This window comes from Neoroseomonas marina, assembly GCF_012927745.1.
In the GTDB taxonomy this organism is placed as follows: Bacteria; Pseudomonadota; Alphaproteobacteria; order Acetobacterales; family Acetobacteraceae; genus Neoroseomonas; species Neoroseomonas marina.
On record NZ_JABBKX010000001.1, the window covers coordinates 794,438 to 818,866 of the forward strand.

A 24,429-nucleotide genomic window follows, 5' to 3' on the forward strand; every position below is an offset into this window, starting at 1 on the left:
CCCTCGCCGAACCGCTACTCCGCCCGGATGCCCAGTTGCCGGATCACCGGCTCGAAGGTCGCCCAGCCCTGCCGGAGATTGGCCATGAACTGCCCGGGCCCGTTCGCGCCGTCCACCGACATGCCGATGGATGCGAAGCGATCACGGAGTTCCTGGCCATTGGCGCCCTGGCGGATCTCCTCCGCCATGCGGTCGATGATCGGGCGCGGCGTGCCGGCCGGCACCATGACGCCGAACCACGACACCACGTCGTAGTCGGACGGCCCGCCGGCCTGGGCGATGGCCGGCACGCCCGGCACCAGCGCGGAAGGCTGCGCCGAGGTGACGCCCAGCGCCCGCAACTGCCCGTCCCGCACCAGGCGCCCCGCGGCCGCCGGCGTGTCGAAGCCGAAGTCGACCTGCCCGCCCAGCAGCGCCGCGAGCGCCGGCCCGCTGCCCTGGAAGGGCACGTGCAGCGCCTCGACCCCCGCCTTCGCGAGGAACAGCGCCGTGACCAGGTGCTGCGCCCCGCCCACGCCGGAGGAGTTGTGCGAATACTTCCCCGGGTTGGCCTTCAGCAGCTCGATGAAGGTGCGCAGGTCGCGGGCCGGGAAATCGGGCTTCACCAGCGCGATGAAGGGTGCGGCGCCAAGGCTCGCGACCGGGGCAAGCTCCTTCTCGACGTCGTAGGGCGTGCGCGTGACGAGCGGCCCGAAGGTGATCGGGCCGATGGAGGCGGCGAGGATGGTGTAGCCATCGGGCGCGCCCTTCGCGACGGCATTGGTGCCGATCTGCCCGCCGGCGCCGGGCCGGTTATCCGGCACCACGGGCTGGCCCAGCCGTTCCGACAGCAGTTGCGCGATCAGCCGTCCCGCGACGTCGGTCTGCTGGCCCGGCGGCCATGGGATGACCATGCGAAGCGGACGGTTGGGCCAGGGCCCCTGCTGTGCGGCGGCGATGCGCGGCGCGGCAAGAGCCAGCGCCGGTGCGGCCACAAGGGCGCGGCGGCGGATCATTGGGTCTCTCCCGGAGTTTGTCTCCCACGCAACAGCCTGCCGGGGCCGCCTGGCGGCGTCCAGGCGTCTTGAGGGGCGGCGGTGGCGCGGCCATGGTGGCCACCCCTGTCAGGACGCGCCGCCCATGAACGACACGCCGATCGCCCTCGCCCGCTGGGGGTCCTTCCACGTCGGCGGCAGGACGACGCGGGTGGACGGGGAGCCGGTGCGGGAGGTCCTCTTCACGCCCGGCAGCGCCCCGGCGGTGCTGGATCCGAACGGCACCTACCTGGTCGGCGGGATGTATGCGCAGGTCATGGTCCCGGCCCCGCGCCGGGGCGCAGTGCCGCTGATGTTCTGGCACGGCGGCGGCCTGACCGGCGCCTGCTGGGAAACCACGCCGGACGGGCGCGAGGGCTGGCAGCACTTCTTCCTCCGGCGCGGCTGGGAGGTAGTGGTCTCGGACGCCGTCGAGCGCGGCCGGTCCGGCTGGATGCGCATCCCGGAGGAGACCGGCGGCATCCCGGTGACGCTGACGGTCGAGAACCCATGGGAGCGCTTCCGCATCGGGACCGGCACGCCGCAGGACGGCGCGCTGCTGCCGGGCAACCAGTTCCCCGGCGACGCGCAATCCTGGGCCAACTTCATCCGTCAGACGGTGCCGCGCTTCACCTCGACGGATGCGATGACGCTCGAGGCCTATGGCGCGCTGCTCGACCGCGTCGGGCCGTCGGTGGTGGTCGCGCACAGCCAGGGCGGCTTCTTCGCCTGGCGTGCCGCGCAGGAATGGCCGGACAAGGTGCGGGCGCTGGTGCTGGTGGAGCCGGCCTCGACCGGGATTGCGGAGAAGGCCGCCGCGCTGCGCGACATCCCCGTGCTGATGCTGTTCGGCGACTACATCGAGGGCGACCCGCGCTGGCCGGCGATCCGCGCACGCGGCATCGCCTTCGCGGAGCAGGTGCGCGCCGCGGGCGGCAGCGTGGAGGTGGTCGACCTGCCGACGCAGGGCATCCGCGGCAACAGCCACATGATCATGATGGACCGCAACGGGGACGAGGTCGCGGTCCTGGTGCAGGACTGGCTGGCGCGGCGCGGCCTCTGGGCCTGAGGCCGCGCCGGGGCCGTCATTCGGCCGGGGCAGGCTTGGGCGCCAGACTGGCCGTCAGCACCGGCCAGCGCGCAGGCGATCTCGTGCCCGGGCCCGCCGCGCACCAGGATGCGCCCCATCGGCGCGGGACGCCCGATGCCCCGCGACGCGCTGCACCTTGGCTGGTGTGCCCGAGAGGTCAGCTCGATGCCGCTCCGGCGTTTGGAGGACCAGCCCAGGGCGCGGGCCGCTTTCGGCGGCGCCCCGGGTCACGTGGTGACACGCGACGCCGCCCGCCTGCGCATGCGGACCGGGCCTCGGCGGCCCGACTCCGCGAGCGCCGCCTCAGCGGGACGGCGGAACGATGACGGACCCCGGCGGAACGATGGCCGTGGTGCCCGGCTGCACGACGGTGGGGCTCCGCATGGGCTCCTGCACGACCACCGGCGCCGGGGGCGGCGGATTGTTGACGGTGCAGGCGGCGAGACCCAGCAGGCTCAGGGCGGCGGCGCAGGAAGCGCCGCGAAGCGCGGGATGCATGTCCGAACTCCCGACTGGCCACCGGCGCCTCGGCACCGGCTGGCGGACACGCTCGTCATGCGAGCGAACAGTCTGGGGAACGTTGGGCGCTCGTCATGGTTGCATCGGCCGCGCCGTCAGCGCGGCGCCGCGGCACGCCCCAGGCGGTCGTTGATGGCCTCGCCAAGGCCCTCCGGGGGCACGGGCATCACCGCGATGCGCCGCAGGCCCCGCCGCTGGCCCTCGGCATCGAGCCAGCGGAGCCCGGCGAACAGACCCGCCGCCGCCTCCCGCAGGTCACGGCCCTCGGACAGTTGAAACACCGCCCCCGCGCCAGGCAGCGCCGGGCCAAAGGCCAGCAACGCCTCGTTCGCGGCGACGCTGGCCGCCTCCAACCGCACCGGCAGGGACGGCGCGTAATGGGACAGCATCATGCCTGGCGACCGCAGCGTGCGTGTCGCCTCGGCCGCCGCCACGGGCAGGGGCCGCGCGATGGGGCCGATCACGGCCTCGATCTCCTCCGCAGTCACGCCGCCGGGACGCAGCAGGGCCGCCCCGCCGCTCGCCAGATGCAGAACCGTACTTTCCACGCCGACCGCGCAGGGGCCGCCGTCGAGGACCGCCGCGATCCGGCCGCCCAGGCCGTCCAGCACGTGCTGCGCCGTGGTCGGGCTGACCTGGCCGGACCGATTGGCCGAGGGCCCCGCCACCGGCAGCGCCGCGGCCCGCAGCAGGGCCAGCGCCAGAGGATGCGCCGGCACACGCACCGCCAGGGTGTCGAGCCCCGCCCCCGCGAGCAGGTCGATCCGGCAATCCGGCCGTCGCGGCAGCACCAGGGTCAACGGCCCGGGCCAGAAGCGGGCCGCCAGCGCCCGCGCGCGGTCGTCGGCGAGGACCTCCGCGAAGGCGGCCTCGGCATCGGGAACGTGGCAGATCAGCGGATTGAAGTGCGGCCGGCCCTTCGCTTCGAAGATCGCCGCCACCGCGCGTCCGTTCCGCGCATCGCCGCCCAGGCCGTAGACGGTCTCGGTGGGGAAGGCGACGAGATCCCCCGCGCGCAGCAGCGCGGCGGCGCGATCGACCTCCTCGGCCCGCAGCAACTCCGTCACGCCGGCCGCCCCTCGCAGACGAAGCCCGGATTCTCCCAGCGCGGCTTGCGGTAGGTCAGCGGCCCGCCGCCCTCAAGCAGGCGGATCCTGCCGCCCGCCGCCTCCAGCACGGCCTGCGGGGCCGCGCTGTCCCATTCCATGGTGCGCCCGAAGCGCGGGTAGAGATCGGCGCTGCCCTCCGCCACCCGGCAGAACTTCTCCGCGGAGCCGATGTTGACGATCCGCGCGACCTTCCGCCCGGCCAGGAAGCGGTCCAGGCGCGGATCGTCGTGGTAATGCTTGCTGCCCATGACCGTGACGCCCTCGGCCGGAACCGCGCGCACCGCGATGGGCCGCGTTCCCGTCGCATCGCGCTTGAATGCCCCGGCGCCGACCCGTCCCCAGAAGACCTCCCCCGTCGCCGGGATCGCGACGGCGCCCAGCACCGCGCGCCCGTCCTCCACCAGCCCGACATTCACGGTGAAATTATCGCGCCCGGCGGCGAACTCCCGGGTGCCGTCCAGCGGGTCGACCAGCCAGAAGCGGTGCCCCGGATCGGCAGGCGCGGTGCCGGCCTCGATCTCCTCCTCGGCGATGACGGGAATGGCCGGGGCGGCGGTGCGCAGGCCCTCGACGATCAGCGCCTCGGCGATGCGGTCGGCCTCGGTCACCGGGGTGCGGTCGGTCTTGCGTTCCACCGCGAAGCCCGCAGCGCGCACGGCATTGATGGCCGCCGCCGCCTGGTCGGCCAGGCGGACGGCGAGCGCGAGCAGGGCGTCATCATCCATGCGCGGGGTGTGGCCCCGCCCGGCCCCTGCGACAAGCCCCGCCCCTGGCCGCGCGCCCGGCCGATGCCTAATGTGACAGGCTGAACACGCCCCCCCCGCCCGGAGTTCCCATGCCCGACATCGCCTTCGTCAAGCCTGCCCTGCCGCGTGCCGGCGCCCTGGTCCTGCCGGTGACGGAGGACGCGCCGCTCATGGGCCTCGCGAAGCAGGCCGACGATGCGACCGGCGGCGCCATCTCCCGCGGGCTCGAGGCCGCGCGCTTCAAGGGCCGCAAGGGCCAGAGCGCGATGCTCTGGGCGCCCGGCGCCGGCCTCGCCAAGGTGGTCGCGATCGGCCTCGGCAAGGACCCCACGGAGGCGGCGGCCGAAGCCGCGGGTGGGGCCGTCGCCAACCCGATCGCCCCGGAACGCGAGGCCGTGGTCGCCGCCGACGGCCTGACCCCCGCGCTCGCCGCCGCCTTCGCCATGGGGGTGGCGCTGCGGTCCTATCGCTTCGACCGCTACCGCACGACCGAGAAGCCCGAGGACAAGCCGAAGCTCGAGCGCCTGGCCGTCGCGACATCGGACGTGGCCAAGGCCAAGGCCGCCTTCGCCCCGCTGCAGGCGATCGCCGACGGCGTGTTCCTGACCCGCGACCTGGTCAGCGAGCCGCCCAACGTGCTGACGCCCACCGAATGCGCCGACCGCTGCAAGGCGCTCGAGAAGCTCGGCGTCGGCATCGAGATCCTCGGGCCCAAGGAGATGAAGAAGCTCGGCTTCGGCGCGCTGCTCGGCGTCGCGCAGGGCAGCGCGCAGGAACCGCGCATGGTCGTCATGACCTGGAACGGCGCGCCCAAGGGCAAGAAGGCCGGCAAGCCGCTCGCCTTCATCGGCAAGGGCGTGACCTTCGACACCGGCGGCATCTCCATCAAGCCCGCCGCGGGCATGGAGGACATGAAGTGGGACATGGCCGGCGCCGGCACGGTGATCGGCCTGATGGCCGCACTCGCCGGCCGCAAGGCCAAGGCCGACGTGGTCGGCATCGTCGGCCTGGTGGAGAACATGCCCTCCGGCACCGCGCAGCGCCCGGGCGACGTCGTCACCACCGCCTCGGGCCAGACGGTCGAGGTCATCAACACCGACGCGGAAGGGCGCCTCGTCCTCGCCGACGTCATCCACTACTGCATCGAGAAGTTCGACCCGCAGTTCATGGTCGACCTCGCGACGCTGACGGGCGCGATCATCATCGCCCTCGGCCACGAACATGCAGGCCTGTTCAGCAACGACGACACGCTCGCCCAGCGCATCGAGGCCGCGGGCAAGCAGGTGGGCGAGGCGTGCTGGCGCATGCCGCTCGGCGAGGCCTACGACAAGCAGATCAAGTCCGACATCGCCGACATGAAGAATGTCGGCGGCCGGCCCGGCGGGTCGATCACCGCGGCGCAGTTCATCCAGCGCTTCGTGCAGGGCAGGCCCTGGGCGCATCTCGACATCGCCGGCACGGCCTGGAGCGGCAAGGACCTGCCGACCACGCCCAAGGGTGCCACGGCCTTCGGCGTGCGCCTGCTCGACCGTCTGGTCGCCGAGCACTACGAGGGCTGAGCGCGCCGGCGTGATCGCCGTCCGCTTCACCCGCGGCGCGCCGGGCGCCGAAGCCGCCTGCATCCTGCCCGTCGCGCAGGGCGCGGCGGTGCCGCGCGCCTCGGTGGCCGCGGCACAGGCGGCGCGTTTCACAGGTGGTGCGGGCGAGCTGCTCGACCTGCCCGGCGCGCCCCGGCGGCTGCTGGTCGGACTTGGCCGGGACCCGACGCCGCTCGCCTTCGAGAAGGCGGGCGCTGCCGCCGCGCTGGCTGCAGGCGAGGTGGCGGAACTGGCCATCGATGCCGGCGCGCTGACGCCTGACGGCGCTGCGGCAACGGCTGCGGGCGTTGCGCTCGCCGCCTGGCGTTTCGCCGCGCTCAGGACCAGCGCGCCGCCGAAGCATCCGCGACGCCTGAGCGTCCATACCCCGCAGCCGGACGCGGCGGAGGCAGCCTTCGTCGGGATGTCCGCCGGCGTCGCCGGTTGCCTGATGGCCCGCGACCTGATCGTCGAACCGGCCAACCGCCTGACCACCAAGACCTTCGCCAGGCGGCTCGAGACGCTGGAAGACGAAGGCCTCGAGGTCGAGATCCACGGCCGCGGCTGGCTCGAACGCCACGGCTTCGGCGCGCTGCTCGCGGTCGGCGGAGCCAGCGCCTCCCCGCCGCGCCTTGCCGTGCTGCGCTGGCGCGGCGTGCTGCCGGTCCCGCCCGTCGCCTTCGTCGGCAAGGGCATCGTCTTCGACACCGGCGGCGTGTCCATCAAGGGCGCGGAGGGCATGGAGGAGATGCGCGCCGACATGGCGGGCGCGGCCGCCTGCGTCGGCGCCATGCTCGCGCTGGCGCGGCGGAAGTCGCCCGCGCCCGCCGTGGCGGTGCTCGCCATCGCCGAGAACGCGACCGGCGCCCGGTCCTACCGGCCCGGCGACGTGATCCGCACCGCCTCCCGCCGCACGGTCGAGGTGATCGACACGGATGCCGAGGGCCGCCTGGTCCTCGCCGACGCGCTGCACCACGCGACGCATCGCTTCCGCCCGCGGGCGGTGATCGACCTCGCGACGCTGACGGGGGCGGCCATCACCGCGCTCGGCCATCACCGCGCGGCGATCTTCGGCACCGATGCGGCGCTGATGGCAGCCGCCGCCGCGGCGGGCGAAGCCGTCGGCGAACCGCTCTGGCCGATGCCGATCGGGGACCGCCACCGCGAGGATCTCGTCTCGGACATCGCGGATCTCAAGCAATGCGCCGCGGGCGACGAGCACGGCAGCCTGCAGCCCGATGCCTGCCACGCTGCCGCCTTCCTGCGCGAATTCGTGCGGGACGTCCCCTGGGCGCATCTCGACATCGCGGGAGTCATGGCGGCTGAAGAACCTCATGCGCTGGGCCCGGCCGGTCCGATAGGCTTCGGCGTCAGGCTGCTCGACCGCCTGGTCGCCCAGCGCTTCGAGGAGGAACCATGATCGCGCGCATCGCTGCCCTTGCGTTCCTGGCCCTGCCGGGCATTGCCGCCGCGCAGACCATGATGCCCTGCGACCAGGTCGAGGCGACGTCGCGGCCCGGCATGATGGGCACACGCGGCTATGCCATGAGCATCGAGGACGGCACGGTCCGCCGCATCCTGCTGATGCTCGAGAATGGCCAGCGTTCGATCACGGAGCTGATGCCGATGGGCAATGGCGTCTCGGTGCGGCTCATCACCTTCTCCGATCCGCGCGATGCCTCCCGCGTCACCGCGGTGTTCAACCGGGCCGTGGTCGAACCCGCCGGCACGGTGCTGGTCGAGACCTGGGTGCGCCAGCCGGACGCCGACCAGCCGGCGCACAATTTCTACCGCGTCCGCTGCAATGCCGGCGCCCTGCCGCGAAAGTAGCCGCGTGACCGAGATCGGCTTCTACCACCTCACCCGCACGAAACTGGACCAGGCATTGCCGCGGCTCCTCGGCCGCGCGCTCGCGACCGGCGGACGCGCCTTCGTGCTCTGCGGCGAAGCGGAACGCGCCAAGGCGCTCGACGCCGCGCTGTGGACCGCGACGGAGCCTGACTGGCTGCCGCACGGGATGGCGGGCGGCGAGAACGACCCGCTGCAGCCGATCCTGCTGTCCACCGCCGACGTCGCGCCGGGCAACGGCGCGCGCTTCCTGTTCCTGGTGGACGGCGCCGACAGCGCGCATCTCGGGGATTACGACCGCGTGCTCGACCTGTTCGACGGGTCGGACGAAGCCGCGGTCGCCGCGGCGCGTCGCCGATGGGCCGCGGCGAGGGCCGCCGGACACGCCCTGACCTATTGGCAGCAGGGCGCGTCGGGATGGGAAAAGAAGGGCTGAGGGTCAGCCCTGCAGCCGGATCCCGGTGATCTCCACCATCCGGCGCCAGCGCTCCACCTCCTCGCGCTGGAAGGCGGCGAAGGCGTCGGCGGGCATCGGCGCCGCGACGAAGCCCTGGGACGTCAGGCGCTCGCGCATCGCGGGCTCGGCCAGGATACGCATCAGCGCGTCCGACAGGCGCGTGACGATGGCCGCATCGGTGCGCGCCGGCGCCCACAGGCCGAACCAGGCATCGACCGCGAGGTCCTGCGCGCCCTGCTCGGTGAAGGTCGGCACGTCGGGCGTCTCGGGCAGCCGGGCGGGGGAGCCGACGCCGAGGGCGCGCAGACGCCCCTCCCGCACCAGCTGCACCACCTGCGGCCAGGTGGAGACGAAGAAGTCCACCGTGCCCGACACCGTGTCCGTCGTCGCCTGCGCGCCGCCGCGATAGGGAACGTGGGTGGCGTCCATGCCTTCGCGCTTCACGAAGGTCTCGGCGATGACGTGGCTCGCGGACCCGGCGCCAGAGGAGGCATAGGTCACCCGCCCGCCGTTCTTCCCCTTGGCGGCGAGTTCCGCCAGCGTCCGCGCGCCGTTCATCGGCACCACCAGCGCGTGATGCACCGCGGCCAGCCGTGCGATGGGCGCGAAATCCGCCACCGGATCGAAGGGCAGCGAGGGCAGCATCGCCGCATTCGCCGCATGGGTCTGATTGTTGCCGAGCGAGAGCGTCGTCCCGTCCGGCGCCGCCTGCGCCACGGCCTGGGTGCCCACGACGGCCGCGCCGCCCGGCCGGTTGTCCACGACGAAGGTGCTGCCCGCGAAGGCCTCCTGCAGCGCCGCCGCCAACGAACGCGCCAGCACGTCGGTCGAACCGCCCGGCGGATAGGCCACCACGACGCGCACCGGCCGCGACGGCCAAGCCTGCGCCCCGGCAACGGCGGGGGCGGCGAGAAGCGGGGTCGCGAGCAGGGCGCGGCGGCGGATCATGGCGGTCTCCTCCCGGCGGCGCGGGGGCGCCGGCCATGGCGCTCCTCTGGCCGATCCTGCGCCGTCGGTCCAGCCCGCCTGACGCGTCCATTGTCACGCAAGCTTTCGTTGTTTTCGGCCGCCACCGGGCGCTAGCGTTCGATCACTGCGTCAGGTGAAGGAGGGGCGTGATGGCGAACATCGAATCGCCCCGGCCGGCCCGCGAGGCCGCCCGGATCGCACCACCGGAGAAGCGTCCGGTGCAGGAACCGCCGACCGGCCGCGCGCTGTGGCCGACCTTCATGCGGCGGACGCTCGAGGAGGAACAGGTTCGCGCCGGCGGGCAGCAGGTGCGCCGGGCGGGGTGACTCAAGCAGCCTCGAGCCGCGCTGACACCTCGAGCCATTCCTCCTCCAGCGCCGCGGTATCCTTCGCGATCGCGGCGCGGCGGGTATTCGCCCAGGCGATGTCCTCGGGCTTGAAGCGCGCATAGGTGTCGGGGTCCGAGAGTCGTTTCTCGATCAGCGCGTCCTCACGCGCGAGCTTCTCGAGGCTCTGCTCGATCTCCTTGATGCGCGCGCGCAGGGGGGCGGTCGCGACCCGGGTTTCCGCCCGCTCGCGCCGCGCGCCTGCCTTGGCACCGCCGGGCTCGGCGCGGCCGCCGGCGCCACGGGCGCGTTCGGCCAGCAGCGCGCGGTAGTCGTCGAGGTCGCCGTCGAAATTCGTCACCGTGCCGTCCGCGACCAGCCAGAGCCGATCGGCGGCGAGTTCCACCAGATGCGGGTCGTGGGTGATCAGCACCACAGCGCCGGAATAATCCGCGAGCGCCTTCACCAATGCCTCGCGCGCATCGATGTCGAGGTGGTTGGTCGGTTCGTCGAGGATCAGCAGCTGCGGCGCGTCACGCGTCGTCAGCGCCAGCAGCAGCCGCGCCTTCTCGCCGCCCGACAGCGCGGTGATGCGGTTGTCCGCGCGGTCGGCGTCGAGCCCGAAGCGGGCGAGCTGCGACCGGCAGGCCGTCTCCGTCGCCCTGGGCAGCGCCGCCTGCATGTGCGTCAGCGGCGTGCCGTTCAGGTCGAGTTCCTCCGCCTGATGCTGCGCGAAATAGCCGACACGCAGCTTGGCGTTGCGGAAATGCGTTCCGCCCTCGGGCTGCAGGCGCCCGGCGAGCAGCTTCGCGAGCGTCGACTTGCCGTTGCCATTGGCGCCCAGCAGCGCGATGCGGTCGTCCTGGTCGAGCCGCAGCGTCAGGTTGCGCAGGATCGGCGGCCCGCCATAGCCGACCGAGCAGCCGTTCAGCGACAGGATCGGCGGCGGCAATTCGTCGGAAGACGGAAAGGCGAAGCGGACGGGCGTGTCCTCGACCACCGCCTCGATCGCCGGCATGCGTTCCAGCGCCTTGATGCGGGACTGCGCCTGGCGCGCCTTGGACGCCTTGTAGCGGAAGCGGTCGATGAAGGACTGGATGTGCGCGCGTTCGGCGGCGATGCGTTCGTTCGCCGCGGCCTGCTGGGCCTGGCGCTCGGCGCGCATGCGCACGAAATCGGCGAAGTTGCCCTGGTAGAGCGTGATCTTGCGCTGGTCGAGATGCGCGATCGAATCGACGCAGCGTTCCAGCAGCCCGCGGTCGTGGCTGACGACGATCGCGGCGCCGGCGAAGCGCTGCAGCCAGGATTCGAGCCACATGGTGGCTTCGAGATCGAGGTGGTTGGTCGGTTCGTCCAGCAGCAGCAATTCGGGTTCGAGGAACAGCGCGCGGGCGAGGGCCACGCGCATCCGCCACCCGCCGGAGAATTCCCGCGACGGCCGCGCCTGCGCCGCCGCATCGAAGCCGAGGCCCGAGAGGATTGCACCCGCTCGCGCCGGCGCGCTGTCGGCGCGGATCGCGATCAGCCGGTCGTGGATCTCGGCGAGGCGCGCGGGATCGGCGGAGGTCTCGGCCTCCGTCATCAGCGCGGTGCGCTCGGTATCGGCGGCGAGCACCACGTCGATCAGCGCCTCGTCGCCGCCGGGCGCTTCCTGCGCCACATGCGCCATGCGCGCGCGCTGGGCGAGGCGGAGTTCACCGCCATCGGGCTGCAGGTCGCCGGTGATCGCGCGCAGCAGGGTCGATTTGCCGGCGCCGTTGCGCCCGACCAGGCCGACCTTGCGGCCGTCGTCGATCTGCAGGTTCGCCCCTTCCAGCAGCGGCCGGCCGGCAACGCGGATGGTCAGGTCGCGGATGGAAAGGACGGTCATGGGGGCCGCCTTGTAGAACAGCGGCCCGCTTATGGCACCTGCCGAAGCCGCGGCGCGGCCTGTGACTTTCATTTGTTGCGATAGCGGCCCCGGACCGGCCTTATGGTCCGCCGGGCGTCGCCTCGCCGCGCCGCCCGGGACACGGCAGCACGGGAGCGCCCATGGACTGGAACACCCTCTCGGCCGAGGACGCAGCCCGCCTGATCCTGGACCACCGGGAGCGCGGCGCGCCCCTGCCCGTGCCGCCGCCCGCCGAACGGCCCGCCGGCATCGCGCAGGCCTATGCCATCCAGGAAGCGCTCCAGGCTCTGATCGAGGCGCGCGGCGCGCGGCCCATCGGCTGGAAGATCGGCTGCACCAACGCCGCCGCGCGGGCGCATCTCGGCCTCGACGGGCCCTTCTACGGCCGCCTGTATGACGCGGTGACCGAACCCTCCCCGGCCGACTTCCCCGCCCTGCCCGGCTTCTTCCGGGTCTTCGAGCCCGAGATCGGCCTGCGCATCGCCCGCGACCTGCCGCCCACCGGTGCGCCCTATGACGCCGCGGCCATCGCGGCCGCGACCGACGCCCTGGTTCCGGCGATCGAGATCGTCGGATCGCGCCTCGAACCCTGGACCGAGGCCGGGGCGGCGCTGGTCACCGCCGACAATGCCTCGCACGGCTGCTGGGTGCATGGGACGCCCGTGACGGACTGGACCGCCTTCGACCCCATGGACAGCCCCATCGCCCTGCAGGTCGACGGCGGGGAACCGGTCCTGGGGCGGGGCCGCAACGTCGATGGCGGGCCCTTCGGCGCTGCCGCTTGGCTGGCCAATGCGCTGGCGGCCAAGGGGCGCTACCTCCGGGCAGGGGACTTCGTCTCCACCGGCACGGTCGCGCCCCCGGTCGCAGTCGGCGCGGGGCAGACGGCGCGGGCGGATTTCGGTGCCCTCGGCATGGTGGAGGTCCGGATCGGCGCCTGATCGGGCCTCCCGCGGGGGCTTGGGGCTTGCGCCGGGGCCGTTCCCCGCCTATCCGGCGCCCGCCTGAATTCCCGCGAACGCACAAGGACCGCCAGCCATGGCCATCGAGCGCACCTTCTCCATCATCAAGCCCGACGCGACCCGCCGCAACCTGACCGGCGCCATCAACGCCATCTTCGAGAAGAACGGCCTGCGCATCGTGGCCCAGAAGCGCGTGTGGATGTCCCGCGCGCACGCCAAGAAGTTCTACGAGGTGCACGCCGCCCGTCCCTTCTACAACGACCTGGTGGACTTCATGGTCTCCGGCCCGGTCGTGGTGCAGGTGCTCGAGGGCGAGGATGCCGTGGCGAAGAACCGCGAGCTGATGGGCGCGACCAACCCGGCCAATGCCGCCGAGGGCACCATCCGCAAGCTGTACGCCGAGAGCATCGAGGCGAACTCGGTCCATGGTTCGGACAGCCTCGAGAACGCGGCGATCGAGATCGCCTACTTCTTCGCCGGCACCGAGATCGTCGGCTGATCCTCCGGCGGGCGGGGGGCCTGCCCCCCGCCGCCCTGCCGGCCCTGAGGCCGGCCGCGCCGTCGTGGCGCCCAAACGCGAACGGCGCCCCAGGGGGCGCCGCAGCGTCTCATCCGATCAAGGATCCATGCCCCGCACCGCCCGGCCCGAAGCCGGGAGGGCGCGGTCCTGCGCGCGTCAGCGCACCAGGAACAGGTACATCAGGACCAGGACGACGATGCAGGCGCCGGTCGACCAGGTCACGAAGGAGGTGAAGCCCTCCCACGAGCGCTCGCGGTCGGCCAGGATGTCCGCGGACTTCACTTCGACGAAATCATAGTGGGTCTGCTGCTCGGCCACGGCGCGTCCTCGGGAAGCTATCTCTGGATCAGCGTTTAGAAAGGCCGGGCGCGGACGGCAAGGGGTTCGCGAGGCTCCCGGTCGCCCACGGCGCATCCGATATGCCGGCCCGGCCACCTTCGACCCGAACCCGCCCAGCTGCAAGCCAGGCCAGGGCGGCGGGGTAGATGCGATGCTCCTCGGCCAGGACCCGGGCGGCCAGGGCCGCTTCGCTGTCCCCCGGCAGCACCGGAACGGCCGCCTGGGCCAGGATCGGCCCCTCATCCACCCCGGCGGTGACCAGGTGGACGGTGCAGCCATGCAGCCGCACCCCGGCAGCCAGCGCCCGGGCATGCGTGTCGAGGCCGGGGAAAGACGGCAGCAGGGAGGGATGGACGTTGATCATCCGGCCCTCCCAGCGCGTCACGAAGGCCTCGGTGAGCACCCGCATGAAGCCGGCCAGCGCGATGATCTCCGCGCCGTGGCGGGCGATCTCGGCTTCCATCGCGGCCTCGAATCCGGCCCGGTCGCCCTTGAAGGCCCGGCTTTCGACCACCGCTGTTGCCACGCCGCGGGACGCGGCATGGGCCAGACCCGCCGCATCCGGGCGATTGGACAGAACCAGGGCGATCTCGGCCGGATAGGACGGATCCTCCGCGGCGGCGAGCAGCGCCGCCATGTTCGACCCGCGACCGGAGATCAGCACGGCGACACGGGTGCGGGTCATGCGCGGTGCCCCGCCGACCACCGCGCAGCCGAGCGCCACCGGGCCCGAAGTGCAGGAGGCGTCACGCCGGCCAGCCGGGCCGCAGGTTCTCGAAGCGCACGCGGGCCTCGCCCGCGCCGGCTTCGATGTGGCCGATGCGGCTGACCGTCTCGCCATGCTCGGACAGCAGGGCGGCGGCCTTCTCGGCGGCCTCGGGCGCGACCACCACGGCCATGCCGATCCCGCAGTTGAAGACGCGCAGCATCTCCTCCGCCGCCACCTCGCCAACCCGGGCGAGCCAGCCGAAGACCGGCGCCGGCGCCCAGGCCGCGGCGTCGATGACCGCGACCGCGCCCTCGGGCAGCACGCGCGGCAGGTTGCCGGGCAACCCGCCGCCGGTGATGTGGGCCGCGGCCTTCAGCAGCCCCGCACGATGCAGCGCGAGCAGCGGCTTCACATAGATGCGCGTGGGTTCCAGCAACGCCTGTCCCAGCGTCTTGCCCGCCGCGAAGGGCGCCGGCGCATCGAAGCCGCCATTCGACCGCTCGAGGATCCGCCGCACCAGGGAGAAGCCGTTGGAATGCACGCCCGAAGCGGCGAGGCCCAGCACCACGTCGCCGGGGCCGACATCGCCCCGCGGCAGCAGCGCATCGCGTTCCGCCGCGCCGACCGAGAAGCCCGCGAGGTCGTAGTCGCCCTTCGCGTACATCCCCGGCATCTCGGCGGTCTCGCCGCCCACCAGGGCGCAGCCGGCGATGCGGCAGCCCTCGGCGATGCCGGCGACCACGTCGCGCGCGGCGGCGACCTCGAGCTTCCCGGTCGCGAAATAGTCGAGGAAGAAGAGCGGTTCCGCCCCCTGCACCACCAGGTCGTTCACGCACATGGCAACCAGGTCGATGCCGACCGTCGCATGGATCCCCGCGTCGATCGCGACGCGCAGCTTGGTGCCCACGCCGTCGGTCGAGGAGACCAGCACCGGATCCTTGAATCCCGCGGCCTTGAGGTCGAACAGCGCGCCGAAGCCGCCGAGCCCGCCCATGGTGCCCGGGCGGTCCGTGGCGCGGGCCAGCGGCTTGATCGCGTCGACGAGCGCATCGCCGGCCTCGATGTCGACGCCGGCGGCGCGGTAGGTCAGGGGGGAAGACGGGGAACTGGTCAGGGCGGCCTCCGATCGGGTATGGGCTGAGCCTGGCACCGCGGCATGGCGCCGCGAGGAGCCGGCGCCCAACGCCGGCACGGTATGGGGTATTCGATGCCGCTCAAGGGTGGACTCGCGCGGGCGCGCGGAAAGAACCATGCGGCGTGGATGATCGCAACCGCCCTGCTGGCGGTCGCGGTCCCCATGGCCTCGGCGCGCGCGCAGGACACCGTCCCGACGCCCGGCCCCGCTGCAGCGCCCGTCACTGCCGCGCCAGCCGCCGCACCGGCGGCGATCTCCTACGTCCAGCGCGGCGTCCCCGCGGAGGCGACGGCCGAGAACGGCGTCATCGCCCGCGAACGCGCCTTCGTCGCCGGCCGCCGCGCCGCCTGGGACCGCATCGCCAGCGCGGCGGGCGTGACCCGCCAGCTCAGCGACGCGCAGATCGAATCCATGGTCGCCTCGATCATCATCGAGGAGGAACGAACCTCCCCCACGCGGTATGCCGGGCGGATCACGGTCAATTTCGTTCCGTCCCGCGTGCGCGCCATCACCGGCAGCGCCGTGGCGGACGGCGGCGGTACGCCCGGTCCGGCCCCCGCCGGCACCGCGCCCGACGGCGATGCCCCGCCCCGCCCTGCGGCGCCGGTGCCGGTCGCCTCCACGGTCGAGGCCGTCGCGCTCTACGGATCCCTGAACGAATGGCTGGAACTGCGCCGGCGCCTGCGCGGCCAGGCGCGCATCGAGGTCACCGCGATCTCGACCGACCGGGCGCGGCTGCGGCTCGGCCTGCGGACGGCGCCCGGCGTCGCGGCGCAGGAGCTCGCCCAGCAGGGGATCACCCTCGTGCCGGGCTCGGGGGCGCCGGGGGACGCCTGGCGCGTGGCGCTTGCCGGACGCTCCTGACCAGCGCCCCCGCCGGACGGCCCTCCCGGCCTCGGGCGATGCCGAGGCGGGACTCTTCACCCTGCCCAACCTCATTACGCTGGGGCGGCTCTTTGCCGTGCCGGCGGCGGTCTGGCTGATGCTGCAGCACCGCCATGACGCCGCGTTCCTGGTCTTCGTCGGCGCCGGCATCTCGGACGCCATCGACGGCTGGCTCGCCCGCGTGCGCAACGCCCGCTCGGCGCTCGGCGCGCTGCTCGACCCGATCGCGGACAAGGCGCTGTTGGTGTCGGTCTACGTCACGCTGGCGGCGATGAACGTGCTGCCGGACTGGCTCGCCATCCTGGTGGTGTTCCGCGACCTGCTGATCGTCGGCGGGGTCATCCTGCTCTGGGTGCTCGGCGTGCCGGCGCGGATCAAGCCGCTTTTGATCTCGAAGGCGAACACCGCCGCGCAGATCGCGCTGGCGGCGCTGGCGCTGTTCCTCTCGGGCTGGCAGGTCTCGGCCCCCTTCCTGCTCGAGGCGATGATCCTGCTCGTCGCCGTGACCACCTTCGCTTCCGGCGCGGCGTATGTGATGCAGGCGGCACGGCTGACGGCAACGGGGGCGAAGTGAGCGACGCGTCCCGCCCGCCGGCCCGGCCCGAACCGCCGGGCCGCGTCCCCGCGCCGCCCGCGGCGCGCTTCCCGCCGCCGACCGCCCCGCGCACCGCCACGCGCGCGCAGCGCACGAGCCTCGTCGTGGGCTTCGCCGCCGTCCTGCTGTTCAGCCTGTGGCTGTTCCAGGGAATCCTGACGCCCTTCGTCCTGGCCGCCGTCGTCGCCTATTTCCTCGACCCGCTGGCGACGCGGCTGACACGCATCGGGGTGCGCCGGAGCCTTGCCGCCTTCCTGCTGATCTTCCTGCTGATGGCCTTCACCCTGGCGGCCGTGCTGTTGCTCTACCCGCTGATCCTCGCGCAGATCGGGGTGCTGGTGCAGCGGCTGCCGGCCTACATCTCGGGCGTCGGCACGCTGCTGCGCCACGGGCTCGAAAGGCTCGAGGAAGCGCTCGGCCCGGACATGGTGGACCAGCGCCTGCGCGACCTCGCGATCAACCAGGCGGCGACGATGCTGTCCTGGCTCGGCACCGCGGCGACGCGGCTGATCGGCGGCGGCTTCGCGCTGTTCCAGGTCTTCACCCTGGTCGTCGTCGTGCCGGTCGTCGCCTTCTACCTGCTGCGGGACTGGCAGGTGATGCTCGGGCGCGTCGAATCCTGGCTGCCGCGACGCAACGCCAGCGTGCTCCGGCAACTGGCCAAGGACACCGACCGCGTGCTCTCGGCCTGGCTGCGCGGGCAATTGCTGTGCTGCGCGGCGCTCGGCATCTTCTATGCCATCGCGCTGCAGGTGGTGGGGCTCGAGCTCGGCCTGACCATCGGCCTGATGGCCGGCATCCTGACCTTCATTCCCTATGTCGGCTCGCTCACCGGCTTCGCCGCCGCCGTGCTGCTGGCGATGGGCCAGTTCGGCACCTGGAACGAGGTGCTGATGGTCGTCGGCGTCTTCGTGGTCGGCCAGACGATCGAGGGCTACGTGATCTACCCCTACCTGCTCGGCGACCGGGTGGAACTGCACGCGGTCTGGGTGATCTTCGCGCTGTTCGCCGGCGGCGTGGCCTTCGGCTTCCTCGGCGTGCTGCTGGCGGTGCCGATGGCCGCGGCACTCGGCGTCGTCGCGCGCTACTGGCTGCGCCGCTACCTCGAAAGCCCGCTCTACCTCGACCCGCCACGGACCGGCACGTGAGCCCGGCGCGGCGCCCCGCCGCGGCGCGGCAGTTCGCGCTGCCGCTCGCCCTGCCGGTCTCCTCCTCGCGCGCCGACCTGATCGAGGACGCTTCGAACGCCGAGGCGCTGGCCTGGCTGGACCAGCCGGAACGCTGGCCGGCCCGGCGGCTCGCGCTGTTCGGGCCCGAGGGCGTCGGCAAGACCCACATGGCCCGCGCTTTCGCCGCCGCGCATCGTTGGCATTGGCTCGAAGGCCCCGCCCTGCGCGGCCTGCAGGCGCCGGCGGGCGCCGGCATGGTGGTCGACGACGCCGATGCGGTACCTGACGAGCGGACCCTGCTGCACCTTCTCAACCTTGCCGCGGAGCGCGGCGAGGGGCTGCTGCTGGTCGGGCGGGAAGCCCCATCCCGCTGGCCCGTCCGCCTGCCGGACCTGGCGAGCCGGCTGCGCGCCGTGACCGCCATCGGCATCGGCCATCCGGGCGAGGCGCTGCTCGGGGCGCTGTTGGCGAAGCTCTTTGCCGATCGGCAACTGCGCGTCGCCCCGGAGGTCCAGGCTTGGCTGCTCGCCCGCCTGCCGCGGGAGGCCGCGGCGCTGGCCGAAGCGGTCGCACGGCTGGATCGTGCCGCGCTGGTCGCCGGCCTGCCGGTCACCCGCCCCCTGGCCCGCGCCACTTTGGAGAGCTGGGAAGGCTTCGGTCCCGCACCGGGTGATGACGCTTCCGAGACAAATACCGCCGCGCCCTCGCCGCCCGTGCCGGCCCTGCTGTAGTCTCGGCCCATGAACGACGCCCTCCCGACTGCCACGGAGGAGGCCGAGGCCCTCCTCTCCAGCCCCGCGCGCTACATCAACCGGGAACTCTCCTGGCTCGCCTTCAACCAGCGGGTCCTCGAGGAAGCGGCCAACCCGCATCATCCGCTGCTGGAACGGCTCCGCTTCGTGGCGATCTCGGCCTCGAACCTCGACGAGTTCTACTCGGTGCGCGTCGCCGGCCTGGTGGGGCAGGAACGTGCCGGCATCGGCAAGCTCAGCCACGACGGCAAGACGCCGACGCAGCAGCTCGCCGCCATCCATGAACGGGCGCAGGCGCTGATCAACGGCCAGCAGCAGGCCTGGAGCAATCTGCGCGAGCTGCTGCGCGGCGCGGGCGTCGTCGTCTGCGAACCGGCCGAACTGGACGCCGCGGATCGCGAATGGCTCGACGGCGTGTTCATGGACCGCGTTTTCCCGGTGCTGACGCCGCTCGCGGTCGATCCGGCGCATCCGTTCCCCTTCATCGCCAACCTCGCGCTATGCATGGTGCTGAAGCTGGTGCGGGAGGAGGATGGCGGGACGATGCGCGCCCTGCTGCCGCTCTCCCCGCAGGTGCAGCGCTTCATCCGCCTGCCGCCGCGCGACGGATCGCGCGAGATCCGCTTCGTGCTGCTCGAGGACCTGATCGTCCTCTTCCTCGATCGCCTGTTCCCCGGCTTCATCCCCGCCGAGAGCGGCCTGTTCCGCGTCATCCGCGACACCGACGTCGAGTTCGAGGAAGAGGCCGAGGACCTGGTGCGGTCCTACGAGACCGCGCTGAAGCGCCGCCGCCGCGGCCGCCCGATCCGACTGTCCGTCACCGCCGCGACGCCGGCCGACATGATGGACTTCGTCGCGGAGGAACTGCAGGCGCCGAAGTCGGAACTCTTCGTCGTGGAGGGGCTGCTCGGCCTGTCGGACCTCACGCAGTTGATCGTCGACGATCGGCCGGACCTGCTCTTCACGCCCTACACGCCGCGCTTCCCCGAACGCATCCTCGATTATGCGGGGGATTGCTTCGCGGCGATCAAGGCGAAGGACATCGTCGTCCACCACCCCTACGAATCCTTCGACGTGGTGGTGCAGTTCCTGCGCCAGGCGGCGCGCGACCCCAACGTCGTCGCAATCAAGCAGACGCTGTACCGCACGACGCGCGACAGCCCGATCGCCAAGGCGCTGATCGAGGCGGCCGAGGCCGGCAAGTCCGTCACCGGCATCGTCGAGCTGAAGGCCCGCTTCGACGAGGAGCGCAACATCGCCCTGGCACGCGAGCTGGAAGCCGCGGGCGTGCAGGTCGTCTACGGCTTCGTCGAGCTGAAGACGCACGCCAAGGTCTCGCTGGTGGTCCGCCGCGAAGGCGCGCAGCTGCGGTCCTACGCGCATTTCGGCACCGGCAACTACCACCCGGTCACCGCGCGCATCTACACCGACCTGTCCTACTTCACCGCCGACCCGGCGCTGACGCGCGACGCGGCGAAGCTGTTCAACTTCATGACCGGCTATGCGCGGCCCGAGACGATGGAGAAGCTCGCCTTCTCCCCCCTCACCATCCGCCCGACGCTGCTCGGCCTGATCGAACGGGAAATCGCCTTCGCGAAGGAAGGCAAGCCTGCCGCGATCTGGATCAAGATGAATTCGCTGGTCGACGAGACGCTGATCGACGCGCTCTACGCCGCATCGCGCGCCGGCGTGAAGGTCGATGCCGTGATCCGCGGCATCTGCTGCCTGCGACCGGGCGTGCGCGGGCTGAGCGAGAACATCCGCGTCAAGTCGATCGTCGGGCGCTTCCTGGAACATTCCCGCGTCTGCGCCTTCGGCAACGGGCATCGCCTGCCGTCCCGCCGCGCCAAGGTGTTCATCAGCAGCGCGGACTGGATGGCGCGCAACATGGATTGGCGCGTGGAAACGATGGTGCCGGTCGAGAACCCCACCGTGCACGCGCAGGTTCTCGACCAGATCATGGTCGTGAACATGAAGGATTCGATGCAGTCCTGGCAGCTCGGCCCGGATGGCGAATGGACCCGCCTCGCCCCCGGGGAGAAGCCGGTGTCGGCGCACGAGTATTTCATGACCAACCCATCCCTGTCGGGGCGGGGCAGCGCGCTCAAGGGCACGCAGCGCCGACCGCGACAGGACCGGGTGATGCAGGACTGACAGCGTGGATTCTGCGATGCGCGACGACGTGGGCGGTAGCCTGCGTCAGCCCCGTTCGGCCGTGGTCGACCTCGGGTCGAACTCCGTGCGTCTCGTCGTCTTCGAGGGACGCGGCCGCAATCCGCTGACCATCTTCAACGAGAAGGCGGTGCTCGGCCTCGGCCGCGGCCTGGTGACGACCGGCAAGCTGAACGAGGAAGCCGTCGAGCAGGCGCTGACCGTGATGGTCCGCTACCATACCGTCGCGCGCGCCATGGGCGCGGATCCGGTGGAGGTGCTCGCAACCGCGGCCGTGCGCGATGCCGCGAACGGGTCCGCCTTCGTCGCCGCGTTGCAGCAGCGGCTGCCGGACCTGCGGATCCGCGTGCTGACCGGGCAGGAGGAAGGGCTGCTCTCGGCGGACGGCGTGCTGCTTGGCTTTCCCGACGCGGACGGCGTGCTGGGCGACATCGGCGGCGGGTCGCTCGAACTCGTCGAACTCTCCCACGGCCGCGCAGGGCGCGCGGTCAGCCTGCCGCTCGGCGCCATCCGCCTCGCCGAACGCTCCGGCGGCGACATCCAGCGCGGCCGCGGCTTCGCCACCGAGGAATTCGGCCGCGTCCCCTGGCTGAACGAGGCCGCGGGGCGCGACCTGTATCTCGTCGGCGGCGCCTGGCGCGCGCTCGCGCGCATGCACATCGCCCAGACCGCCTATCCGCTGTCGATCGTGCACCACTACGTGCTGTCGCGGGAGGAAGCACGCGACCTGTCCGGCGTGGTGATGGCCGCGACGCGTCGCACCCTCGAACGCATGCCCGGCGCGCCGACGAAGCGCCTGCAGGACCTCCCCTGGGCGGCGATGGTGATGCGTCGGCTGCTCCGCGCCTCCGGCGCGCGCCGCGTCGTCTTCAGCGCCAACGGGCTGCGCGAGGGCTGGTATGCCCGCCAGCTCGGGCCCGAGGAACGACGGCGCGACCCGCTGCTCGCCGCATCGGTGGAACTCGCCGCCCGCTTCGGCCGCGACCCCCGCCTGCCGCCCGCCCTGGCACGCTGGACGGCGCCGCTCTTCGAACGCGAAAGCCCCGCCGATGCGGCCATGCGCGCCGCGGCCTGCTGGGCGAGCGACATCGGCAGCCACGACCATCCGGACTACCGCGCCGAGCACGCCTATTTCCGCGTGCTCCGCCAGCCCGGCGTCGGCCTCGACCACCATGCCCGCGCCTTCCTCGCCCTCGCCGTGGCCCTGCGCTACGAGGCCGGGCCCGACGCGGCCTTCCTGCAGGCCGCGCGTGTGCTGCTCGACGTCGCGGCGGTACGGCGGGCGGAAGTGCTCGGCACGGCGCTGCGTCTCGCCTACACGCTGTCGGGCGGCACGCCGGAACTGCTGGCCGGCACGGGCCTCGAACGCAGCGGCGGCAGGCTCGTGCTGCGCTTGGTGGAAGGCAGCGGCGTCTTCGCCGGCGAAAGCGTGCTGCGGCGCGTGGAAGCCCTCGCGGCGACGATGGGGCTCGAAGCGGCGGTGGAAGTCGCGGGCTGACGCGGTTGACCAGAGAGGGGCTTTGCCCCTCTCCGGACCTCACCCCACCAAAGGCCGAAGGGCCTTTGGAAACCGATAGATTCATCGGGGAATTCGAGGACGGACGTCCACGGTGAGGGCTGCGCGACGGGCGCGCCATGCCCCTCCCCGACATCCCCGATCAAGTCCTGGTGTCCAGAGGCCCTTCGGCCTCTGGCGGGTGGGGGTCCGGGGGAGGGCAGCGCCTTCCCCCGCCCGCAGCCGTCACGCCGCCGCCTGTTCCAGCGTCGGCGCCACGTCTTCCAGCGTCACGCGCCGCATGTCGCGCGGGTGGGTGTTGTCCTCGAAGGGTCGGGCGCGGTGCAGGGTGCAGCGGTTGTCCCACACCACCAGGTCGTGCTTGCGCCAGGCATGGCTGTAGACGAAGTCCCGCTGCGTCGCGAATTCCGTCAGGTCGCGGATCATCGCCATGCCTTCGGGCACCGGCATGCCGTCCACGCGGCCGATGTGGGAGGAGAGGTAGATCGACACGCGCCCCGATCCGGGATGCCGGCGCACCAGGCGCTGCGGCACCGGAGCGAAGGCCTTCTTTTCCTCGGGCGTGTATTCGTCGAAGCCGAGTTGCGCGCGCGAATAGATCAGCGAGTGCCAGGTCGTGAGGTCCTTGAGCTTCGCCTTGGTCCTGTCGGGCAGCGCATCCCAGGCGGCGCGCATGTCGGCGAATTCGGTCTCCCCGCCCTGCGGCGGAATCACGCGGGCGTGCAGCATGGAATAGAGCGCCGGCGTGGACTTGAAGGACGAGTCCGAATGCCAGAGCCGGTTGCCCAGGTTGAACATGCGGCGCCGGTCGTCGGCGGCGAGCAGCTTGCCGTCGGTGTCGAGGTTGGAGATGTCGTTCATCTCCTTGTGCTTCAGCCGGTGCTTGTGGGCGTCGACGACCCCGCGCGTGGGTTCGAGCTTTCCGAGCTGCCGCCCGAAATCCATCTGCTGGTCGTCGTCGATGTCCTGGTCGCGGAACACCAGCACCGCGTACTGGTTCATCGCCTGGTGGATCTCGTCGGCCATGCCGGGCGGCAGCGGCTTGCGCAGATCGACACCCGATGCCTCGGCGACGAAGAGCGGATGCAGCGGTTTCAGCGTCAGCGGCATGGGCGGTCTCCTCCAACCGGCCCGGTCCCGGCGGGCCGGGCGTTCTTCGGCAAGAGGGTCGCGCCGGGGCGCCGGAGGGTCAAGATCCGGGACGAGCGTGCTCAGCCAGGCACGGCCCGCGGCCTGCGCTGCAAGGTCGCGATCCGGAGCCACCTCGGCCAGTCGGGACCAGCGGTGCGCTTCCTGCGCGAGGGCGGTGCCGGATATCGCCGGGCCGCCGAGGTCTGGCCCGCGGAGAGCCGCGGGCGCCTCCGCGCCATGCGCTGGCGGCTCAAGGAGGCCGCGGCGCCCGGTGCGCCGGATCCCGGCATTCAGAGCCGGATGGCGGCGCGGCGGCCGCCATCCGACTGAACCCGCGTCAGGCTGCGGCGGCGAGCGCGTCCTCGGCGTCGAGCACGCCGGCCACCGCGTGCACCACCGCCGCGATGCGGACGGCGGCCTGCACGGCTTCCTTCGACAGTCCGCCGTGCAGCACGACCTTCTCGTGCGCTTCCATGCACATGCCGCAGCCATTGATGGCGGAGACGGCGAGCGACCAGAGCTCGAAGTCGACCTTCTCCACGCCCGGCTTCGCCATGACGTTCATGCGCAGCTTCGCCGGCAGGTTGGGATAGTCGCCGCCGACCAGGTGCGTGAATCGGTAGTAGACGTTGTTCATGCCCATGATGGCGGCCGCGGCCTTGGCGGCGGCGAGCGCCTCGGGCGACAGCTTCGGGCCGAATTCGGCGAGGATCGCGCGCGTCACCTCGGCGTTGCGTGCGGCGATGGCGCTGGCGACGAAGGTGCCGGCGAGCTGCTGGGCCGTCAGCACCGGCTCGGCGGCGAGCGAACCGAGGTTCAGCTTCAGGTCCTTGGCGTGTTCGGGCAGGCGGGCGCGCAGGGCTTCGAGGGACATCATGGCCTCCGGGAACGACATGTCCTGCGAGCCGACGGCTCGCAGGACCGGGGGGTCTACGGGGGGCTGCCTGCCCCCCGTTCGCACGTGCAGTTGGGGTTGGTGTGGCGGCGAATTGCGCGTGC

25 protein-coding genes are annotated in these 24,429 nt (G+C 72.4%); 14 read left to right on the forward strand and 11 right to left on the reverse strand.

The window, feature by feature from the left end; all coding sequences use genetic code 11:
* Positions 1-14: 14 nt before the first annotated feature.
* The gene (locus GWK16_RS03880; RefSeq protein ID WP_170052614.1) at positions 15-995 is read right to left on the reverse strand and encodes a Bug family tripartite tricarboxylate transporter substrate binding protein; all 981 of its coding nucleotides are present in this window, start codon (positions 993-995) and stop codon (positions 15-17) included.
* Positions 996-1,119: 124 nt separating this feature from the next.
* Here GWK16_RS03880 and GWK16_RS03885 point away from each other — a divergent pair, with 124 nt between their 5' ends.
* A complete protein-coding gene (locus tag GWK16_RS03885; protein ID WP_170052615.1) occupies positions 1,120-2,082 on the forward strand; it encodes an alpha/beta fold hydrolase in 963 nt (320 codons plus the stop codon).
* Positions 2,083-2,406: 324 nt separating this feature from the next.
* Here the strand turns inward: GWK16_RS03885 and GWK16_RS03890 are convergent, their stop codons facing one another.
* The 3 genes from GWK16_RS03890 to cysQ form a co-directional block, all read right to left on the reverse strand.
* A complete protein-coding gene (locus GWK16_RS03890; protein ID WP_170052616.1) occupies positions 2,407-2,601 on the reverse strand; it encodes a hypothetical protein in 195 nt (64 codons plus the stop codon).
* Positions 2,602-2,717: 116 nt separating this feature from the next.
* A complete protein-coding gene (locus tag GWK16_RS03895; RefSeq protein WP_170052617.1) occupies positions 2,718-3,689 on the reverse strand; it encodes an L-threonylcarbamoyladenylate synthase in 972 nt (323 codons plus the stop codon).
* Positions 3,686-4,456, reverse strand: coding sequence for a 3'(2'),5'-bisphosphate nucleotidase CysQ (gene cysQ / locus GWK16_RS03900; protein WP_170052618.1), 771 nt, complete (start codon positions 4,454-4,456; stop codon positions 3,686-3,688). Before cysQ ends, GWK16_RS03895 begins: the two co-directional genes overlap by 4 nt.
* A 110-nt stretch (positions 4,457-4,566) precedes the next feature.
* Between cysQ and GWK16_RS03905 the strand changes: the two genes are divergently transcribed.
* Genes GWK16_RS03905 through GWK16_RS03920 form a run of 4 tightly spaced genes read left to right on the forward strand, consistent with a single transcriptional unit; the run spans position 4,567 to position 8,338 of the window.
* A complete protein-coding gene (locus GWK16_RS03905) occupies positions 4,567-6,036 on the forward strand; it encodes a leucyl aminopeptidase (RefSeq protein WP_170052619.1) in 1,470 nt (489 codons plus the stop codon).
* 10 nt (positions 6,037-6,046) lie between these two features.
* Entirely contained in the window at positions 6,047-7,474 is a 1,428-nt protein-coding gene (locus tag GWK16_RS03910; protein WP_170052620.1) for a M17 family peptidase N-terminal domain-containing protein, read from the forward strand.
* Positions 7,471-7,884 (forward strand): hypothetical protein, encoded by a 414-nt coding sequence (locus GWK16_RS03915; protein WP_170052621.1) that lies wholly within the window; start codon positions 7,471-7,473, stop codon positions 7,882-7,884. The genes GWK16_RS03910 and GWK16_RS03915 overlap by 4 nt, the downstream gene beginning before the upstream one ends.
* A 4-nt stretch (positions 7,885-7,888) precedes the next feature.
* On the forward strand, positions 7,889-8,338 hold the full coding sequence (locus tag GWK16_RS03920; protein ID WP_170052622.1) for a DNA polymerase III subunit chi: 450 nt from the start codon (positions 7,889-7,891) through the stop codon (positions 8,336-8,338).
* Positions 8,339-8,341: 3 nt separating this feature from the next.
* On the opposite strand, the gene GWK16_RS03925 is transcribed toward GWK16_RS03920, so the two are convergent.
* Complete coding sequence (locus GWK16_RS03925; protein ID WP_170052623.1) at positions 8,342-9,307, reverse strand: Bug family tripartite tricarboxylate transporter substrate binding protein; 966 nt, start codon at positions 9,305-9,307, stop codon at positions 8,342-8,344.
* Positions 9,308-9,477: 170 nt separating this feature from the next.
* On the opposite strand from GWK16_RS03925, the gene GWK16_RS03930 reads away from it, so the two are divergent.
* Entirely contained in the window at positions 9,478-9,654 is a 177-nt protein-coding gene (locus GWK16_RS03930; protein WP_170052624.1) for a hypothetical protein, read from the forward strand.
* Position 9,655: 1 nt separating this feature from the next.
* Here the strand turns inward: GWK16_RS03930 and GWK16_RS03935 are convergent, their stop codons facing one another.
* Positions 9,656-11,524: an ABC-F family ATP-binding cassette domain-containing protein gene (locus tag GWK16_RS03935; protein WP_170052625.1), complete on the reverse strand. Its 1,869-nt coding sequence runs from the start codon at positions 11,522-11,524 to the stop codon at positions 9,656-9,658.
* Between the two features lie 161 nt (positions 11,525-11,685).
* Here GWK16_RS03935 and GWK16_RS03940 point away from each other — a divergent pair, with 161 nt between their 5' ends.
* A complete protein-coding gene (locus tag GWK16_RS03940) occupies positions 11,686-12,486 on the forward strand; it encodes a 2-keto-4-pentenoate hydratase (protein WP_170052626.1) in 801 nt (266 codons plus the stop codon).
* A gap of 97 nt (positions 12,487-12,583) precedes the next feature.
* Positions 12,584-13,006 carry a nucleoside-diphosphate kinase gene (gene ndk, locus GWK16_RS03945; RefSeq protein ID WP_170052627.1) on the forward strand — a complete coding sequence of 141 codons (423 nt, stop codon included), beginning with the start codon at positions 12,584-12,586 and terminating at the stop codon, positions 13,004-13,006.
* 177 nt (positions 13,007-13,183) lie between these two features.
* On the opposite strand, the gene GWK16_RS25675 is transcribed toward ndk, so the two are convergent.
* From GWK16_RS25675 to purM, 3 genes are all read right to left on the reverse strand, one after another.
* Positions 13,184-13,345: an aa3-type cytochrome c oxidase subunit IV gene (locus GWK16_RS25675; RefSeq protein ID WP_209442080.1), complete on the reverse strand. Its 162-nt coding sequence runs from the start codon at positions 13,343-13,345 to the stop codon at positions 13,184-13,186.
* A 28-nt stretch (positions 13,346-13,373) separates the two neighbouring features.
* Positions 13,374-14,051 (reverse strand): phosphoribosylglycinamide formyltransferase, encoded by a 678-nt coding sequence (gene purN / locus GWK16_RS03955; RefSeq protein WP_170052629.1) that lies wholly within the window; start codon positions 14,049-14,051, stop codon positions 13,374-13,376.
* 61 nt (positions 14,052-14,112) lie between these two features.
* Positions 14,113-15,189: a phosphoribosylformylglycinamidine cyclo-ligase gene (gene purM, locus GWK16_RS03960; RefSeq protein ID WP_211187119.1), complete on the reverse strand. Its 1,077-nt coding sequence runs from the start codon at positions 15,187-15,189 to the stop codon at positions 14,113-14,115.
* A gap of 147 nt (positions 15,190-15,336) precedes the next feature.
* Between purM and GWK16_RS03965 the strand changes: the two genes are divergently transcribed.
* The 6 genes from GWK16_RS03965 to GWK16_RS03990 are packed head-to-tail and all read left to right on the forward strand — an operon-like array spanning position 15,337 to position 22,281.
* Positions 15,337-16,074, forward strand: a complete 738-nt coding sequence (locus GWK16_RS03965; RefSeq protein WP_170052631.1) for a hypothetical protein — start codon at positions 15,337-15,339, stop codon at positions 16,072-16,074.
* Positions 16,058-16,669 (forward strand): CDP-alcohol phosphatidyltransferase family protein, encoded by a 612-nt coding sequence (locus GWK16_RS03970; RefSeq protein ID WP_170052632.1) that lies wholly within the window; start codon positions 16,058-16,060, stop codon positions 16,667-16,669. Before GWK16_RS03965 ends, GWK16_RS03970 begins: the two co-directional genes overlap by 17 nt.
* Positions 16,666-17,838 (forward strand): AI-2E family transporter, encoded by a 1,173-nt coding sequence (locus tag GWK16_RS03975; protein ID WP_338144399.1) that lies wholly within the window; start codon positions 16,666-16,668, stop codon positions 17,836-17,838. Before GWK16_RS03970 ends, GWK16_RS03975 begins: the two co-directional genes overlap by 4 nt.
* On the forward strand, positions 17,835-18,590 hold the full coding sequence (locus tag GWK16_RS03980; RefSeq protein WP_170052633.1) for an HdaA/DnaA family protein: 756 nt from the start codon (positions 17,835-17,837) through the stop codon (positions 18,588-18,590). Before GWK16_RS03975 ends, GWK16_RS03980 begins: the two co-directional genes overlap by 4 nt.
* A gap of 9 nt (positions 18,591-18,599) precedes the next feature.
* Complete coding sequence (locus GWK16_RS03985) at positions 18,600-20,765, forward strand: RNA degradosome polyphosphate kinase (protein ID WP_170052634.1); 2,166 nt, start codon at positions 18,600-18,602, stop codon at positions 20,763-20,765.
* A gap of 16 nt (positions 20,766-20,781) precedes the next feature.
* The gene (locus GWK16_RS03990) at positions 20,782-22,281 is read left to right on the forward strand and encodes a Ppx/GppA family phosphatase (protein ID WP_170052635.1); all 1,500 of its coding nucleotides are present in this window, start codon (positions 20,782-20,784) and stop codon (positions 22,279-22,281) included.
* Positions 22,282-22,524: 243 nt separating this feature from the next.
* On the opposite strand, the gene GWK16_RS03995 is transcribed toward GWK16_RS03990, so the two are convergent.
* Entirely contained in the window at positions 22,525-23,409 is an 885-nt protein-coding gene (locus GWK16_RS03995; RefSeq protein ID WP_170052636.1) for a TauD/TfdA dioxygenase family protein, read from the reverse strand.
* 358 nt (positions 23,410-23,767) lie between these two features.
* Positions 23,768-24,304: a carboxymuconolactone decarboxylase family protein gene (locus GWK16_RS04000; RefSeq protein ID WP_170052637.1), complete on the reverse strand. Its 537-nt coding sequence runs from the start codon at positions 24,302-24,304 to the stop codon at positions 23,768-23,770.
* Positions 24,305-24,429: the final 125 nt, after the last annotated feature.

Bases quoted from the DNA above. Each gene is read 5' to 3' on its own strand.
- GWK16_RS03965 (WP_170052631.1), top strand. From the start codon at position 15,337: ATGATCGCAACCGCCCTGCTGGCGGTCGCGGTCCCCATGGCCTCGGCG.
- GWK16_RS03880 (WP_170052614.1), bottom strand. From the start codon at position 995: ATGATCCGCCGCCGCGCCCTTGTGGCCGCACCGGCGCTGGCTCTTGCC.
- GWK16_RS03990 (WP_170052635.1), top strand. From the start codon at position 20,782: ATGCGCGACGACGTGGGCGGTAGCCTGCGTCAGCCCCGTTCGGCCGTG.
- purN (WP_170052629.1), bottom strand. From the start codon at position 14,051: ATGACCCGCACCCGTGTCGCCGTGCTGATCTCCGGTCGCGGGTCGAAC.
- GWK16_RS03905 (WP_170052619.1), top strand. From the start codon at position 4,567: ATGCCCGACATCGCCTTCGTCAAGCCTGCCCTGCCGCGTGCCGGCGCC.
- GWK16_RS03995 (WP_170052636.1), bottom strand. From the start codon at position 23,409: ATGCCGCTGACGCTGAAACCGCTGCATCCGCTCTTCGTCGCCGAGGCA.
- GWK16_RS03930 (WP_170052624.1), top strand. From the start codon at position 9,478: ATGGCGAACATCGAATCGCCCCGGCCGGCCCGCGAGGCCGCCCGGATC.
- GWK16_RS03985 (WP_170052634.1), top strand. From the start codon at position 18,600: ATGAACGACGCCCTCCCGACTGCCACGGAGGAGGCCGAGGCCCTCCTC.
- GWK16_RS03925 (WP_170052623.1), bottom strand. From the start codon at position 9,307: ATGATCCGCCGCCGCGCCCTGCTCGCGACCCCGCTTCTCGCCGCCCCC.
- GWK16_RS04000 (WP_170052637.1), bottom strand. From the start codon at position 24,304: ATGTCCCTCGAAGCCCTGCGCGCCCGCCTGCCCGAACACGCCAAGGAC.
- GWK16_RS03885 (WP_170052615.1), top strand. From the start codon at position 1,120: ATGAACGACACGCCGATCGCCCTCGCCCGCTGGGGGTCCTTCCACGTC.
- cysQ (WP_170052618.1), bottom strand. From the start codon at position 4,456: ATGGATGATGACGCCCTGCTCGCGCTCGCCGTCCGCCTGGCCGACCAG.
- ndk (WP_170052627.1), top strand. From the start codon at position 12,584: ATGGCCATCGAGCGCACCTTCTCCATCATCAAGCCCGACGCGACCCGC.
- GWK16_RS03915 (WP_170052621.1), top strand. From the start codon at position 7,471: ATGATCGCGCGCATCGCTGCCCTTGCGTTCCTGGCCCTGCCGGGCATT.
- GWK16_RS03940 (WP_170052626.1), top strand. From the start codon at position 11,686: ATGGACTGGAACACCCTCTCGGCCGAGGACGCAGCCCGCCTGATCCTG.
- GWK16_RS03890 (WP_170052616.1), bottom strand. From the start codon at position 2,601: ATGCATCCCGCGCTTCGCGGCGCTTCCTGCGCCGCCGCCCTGAGCCTG.
- GWK16_RS03935 (WP_170052625.1), bottom strand. From the start codon at position 11,524: ATGACCGTCCTTTCCATCCGCGACCTGACCATCCGCGTTGCCGGCCGG.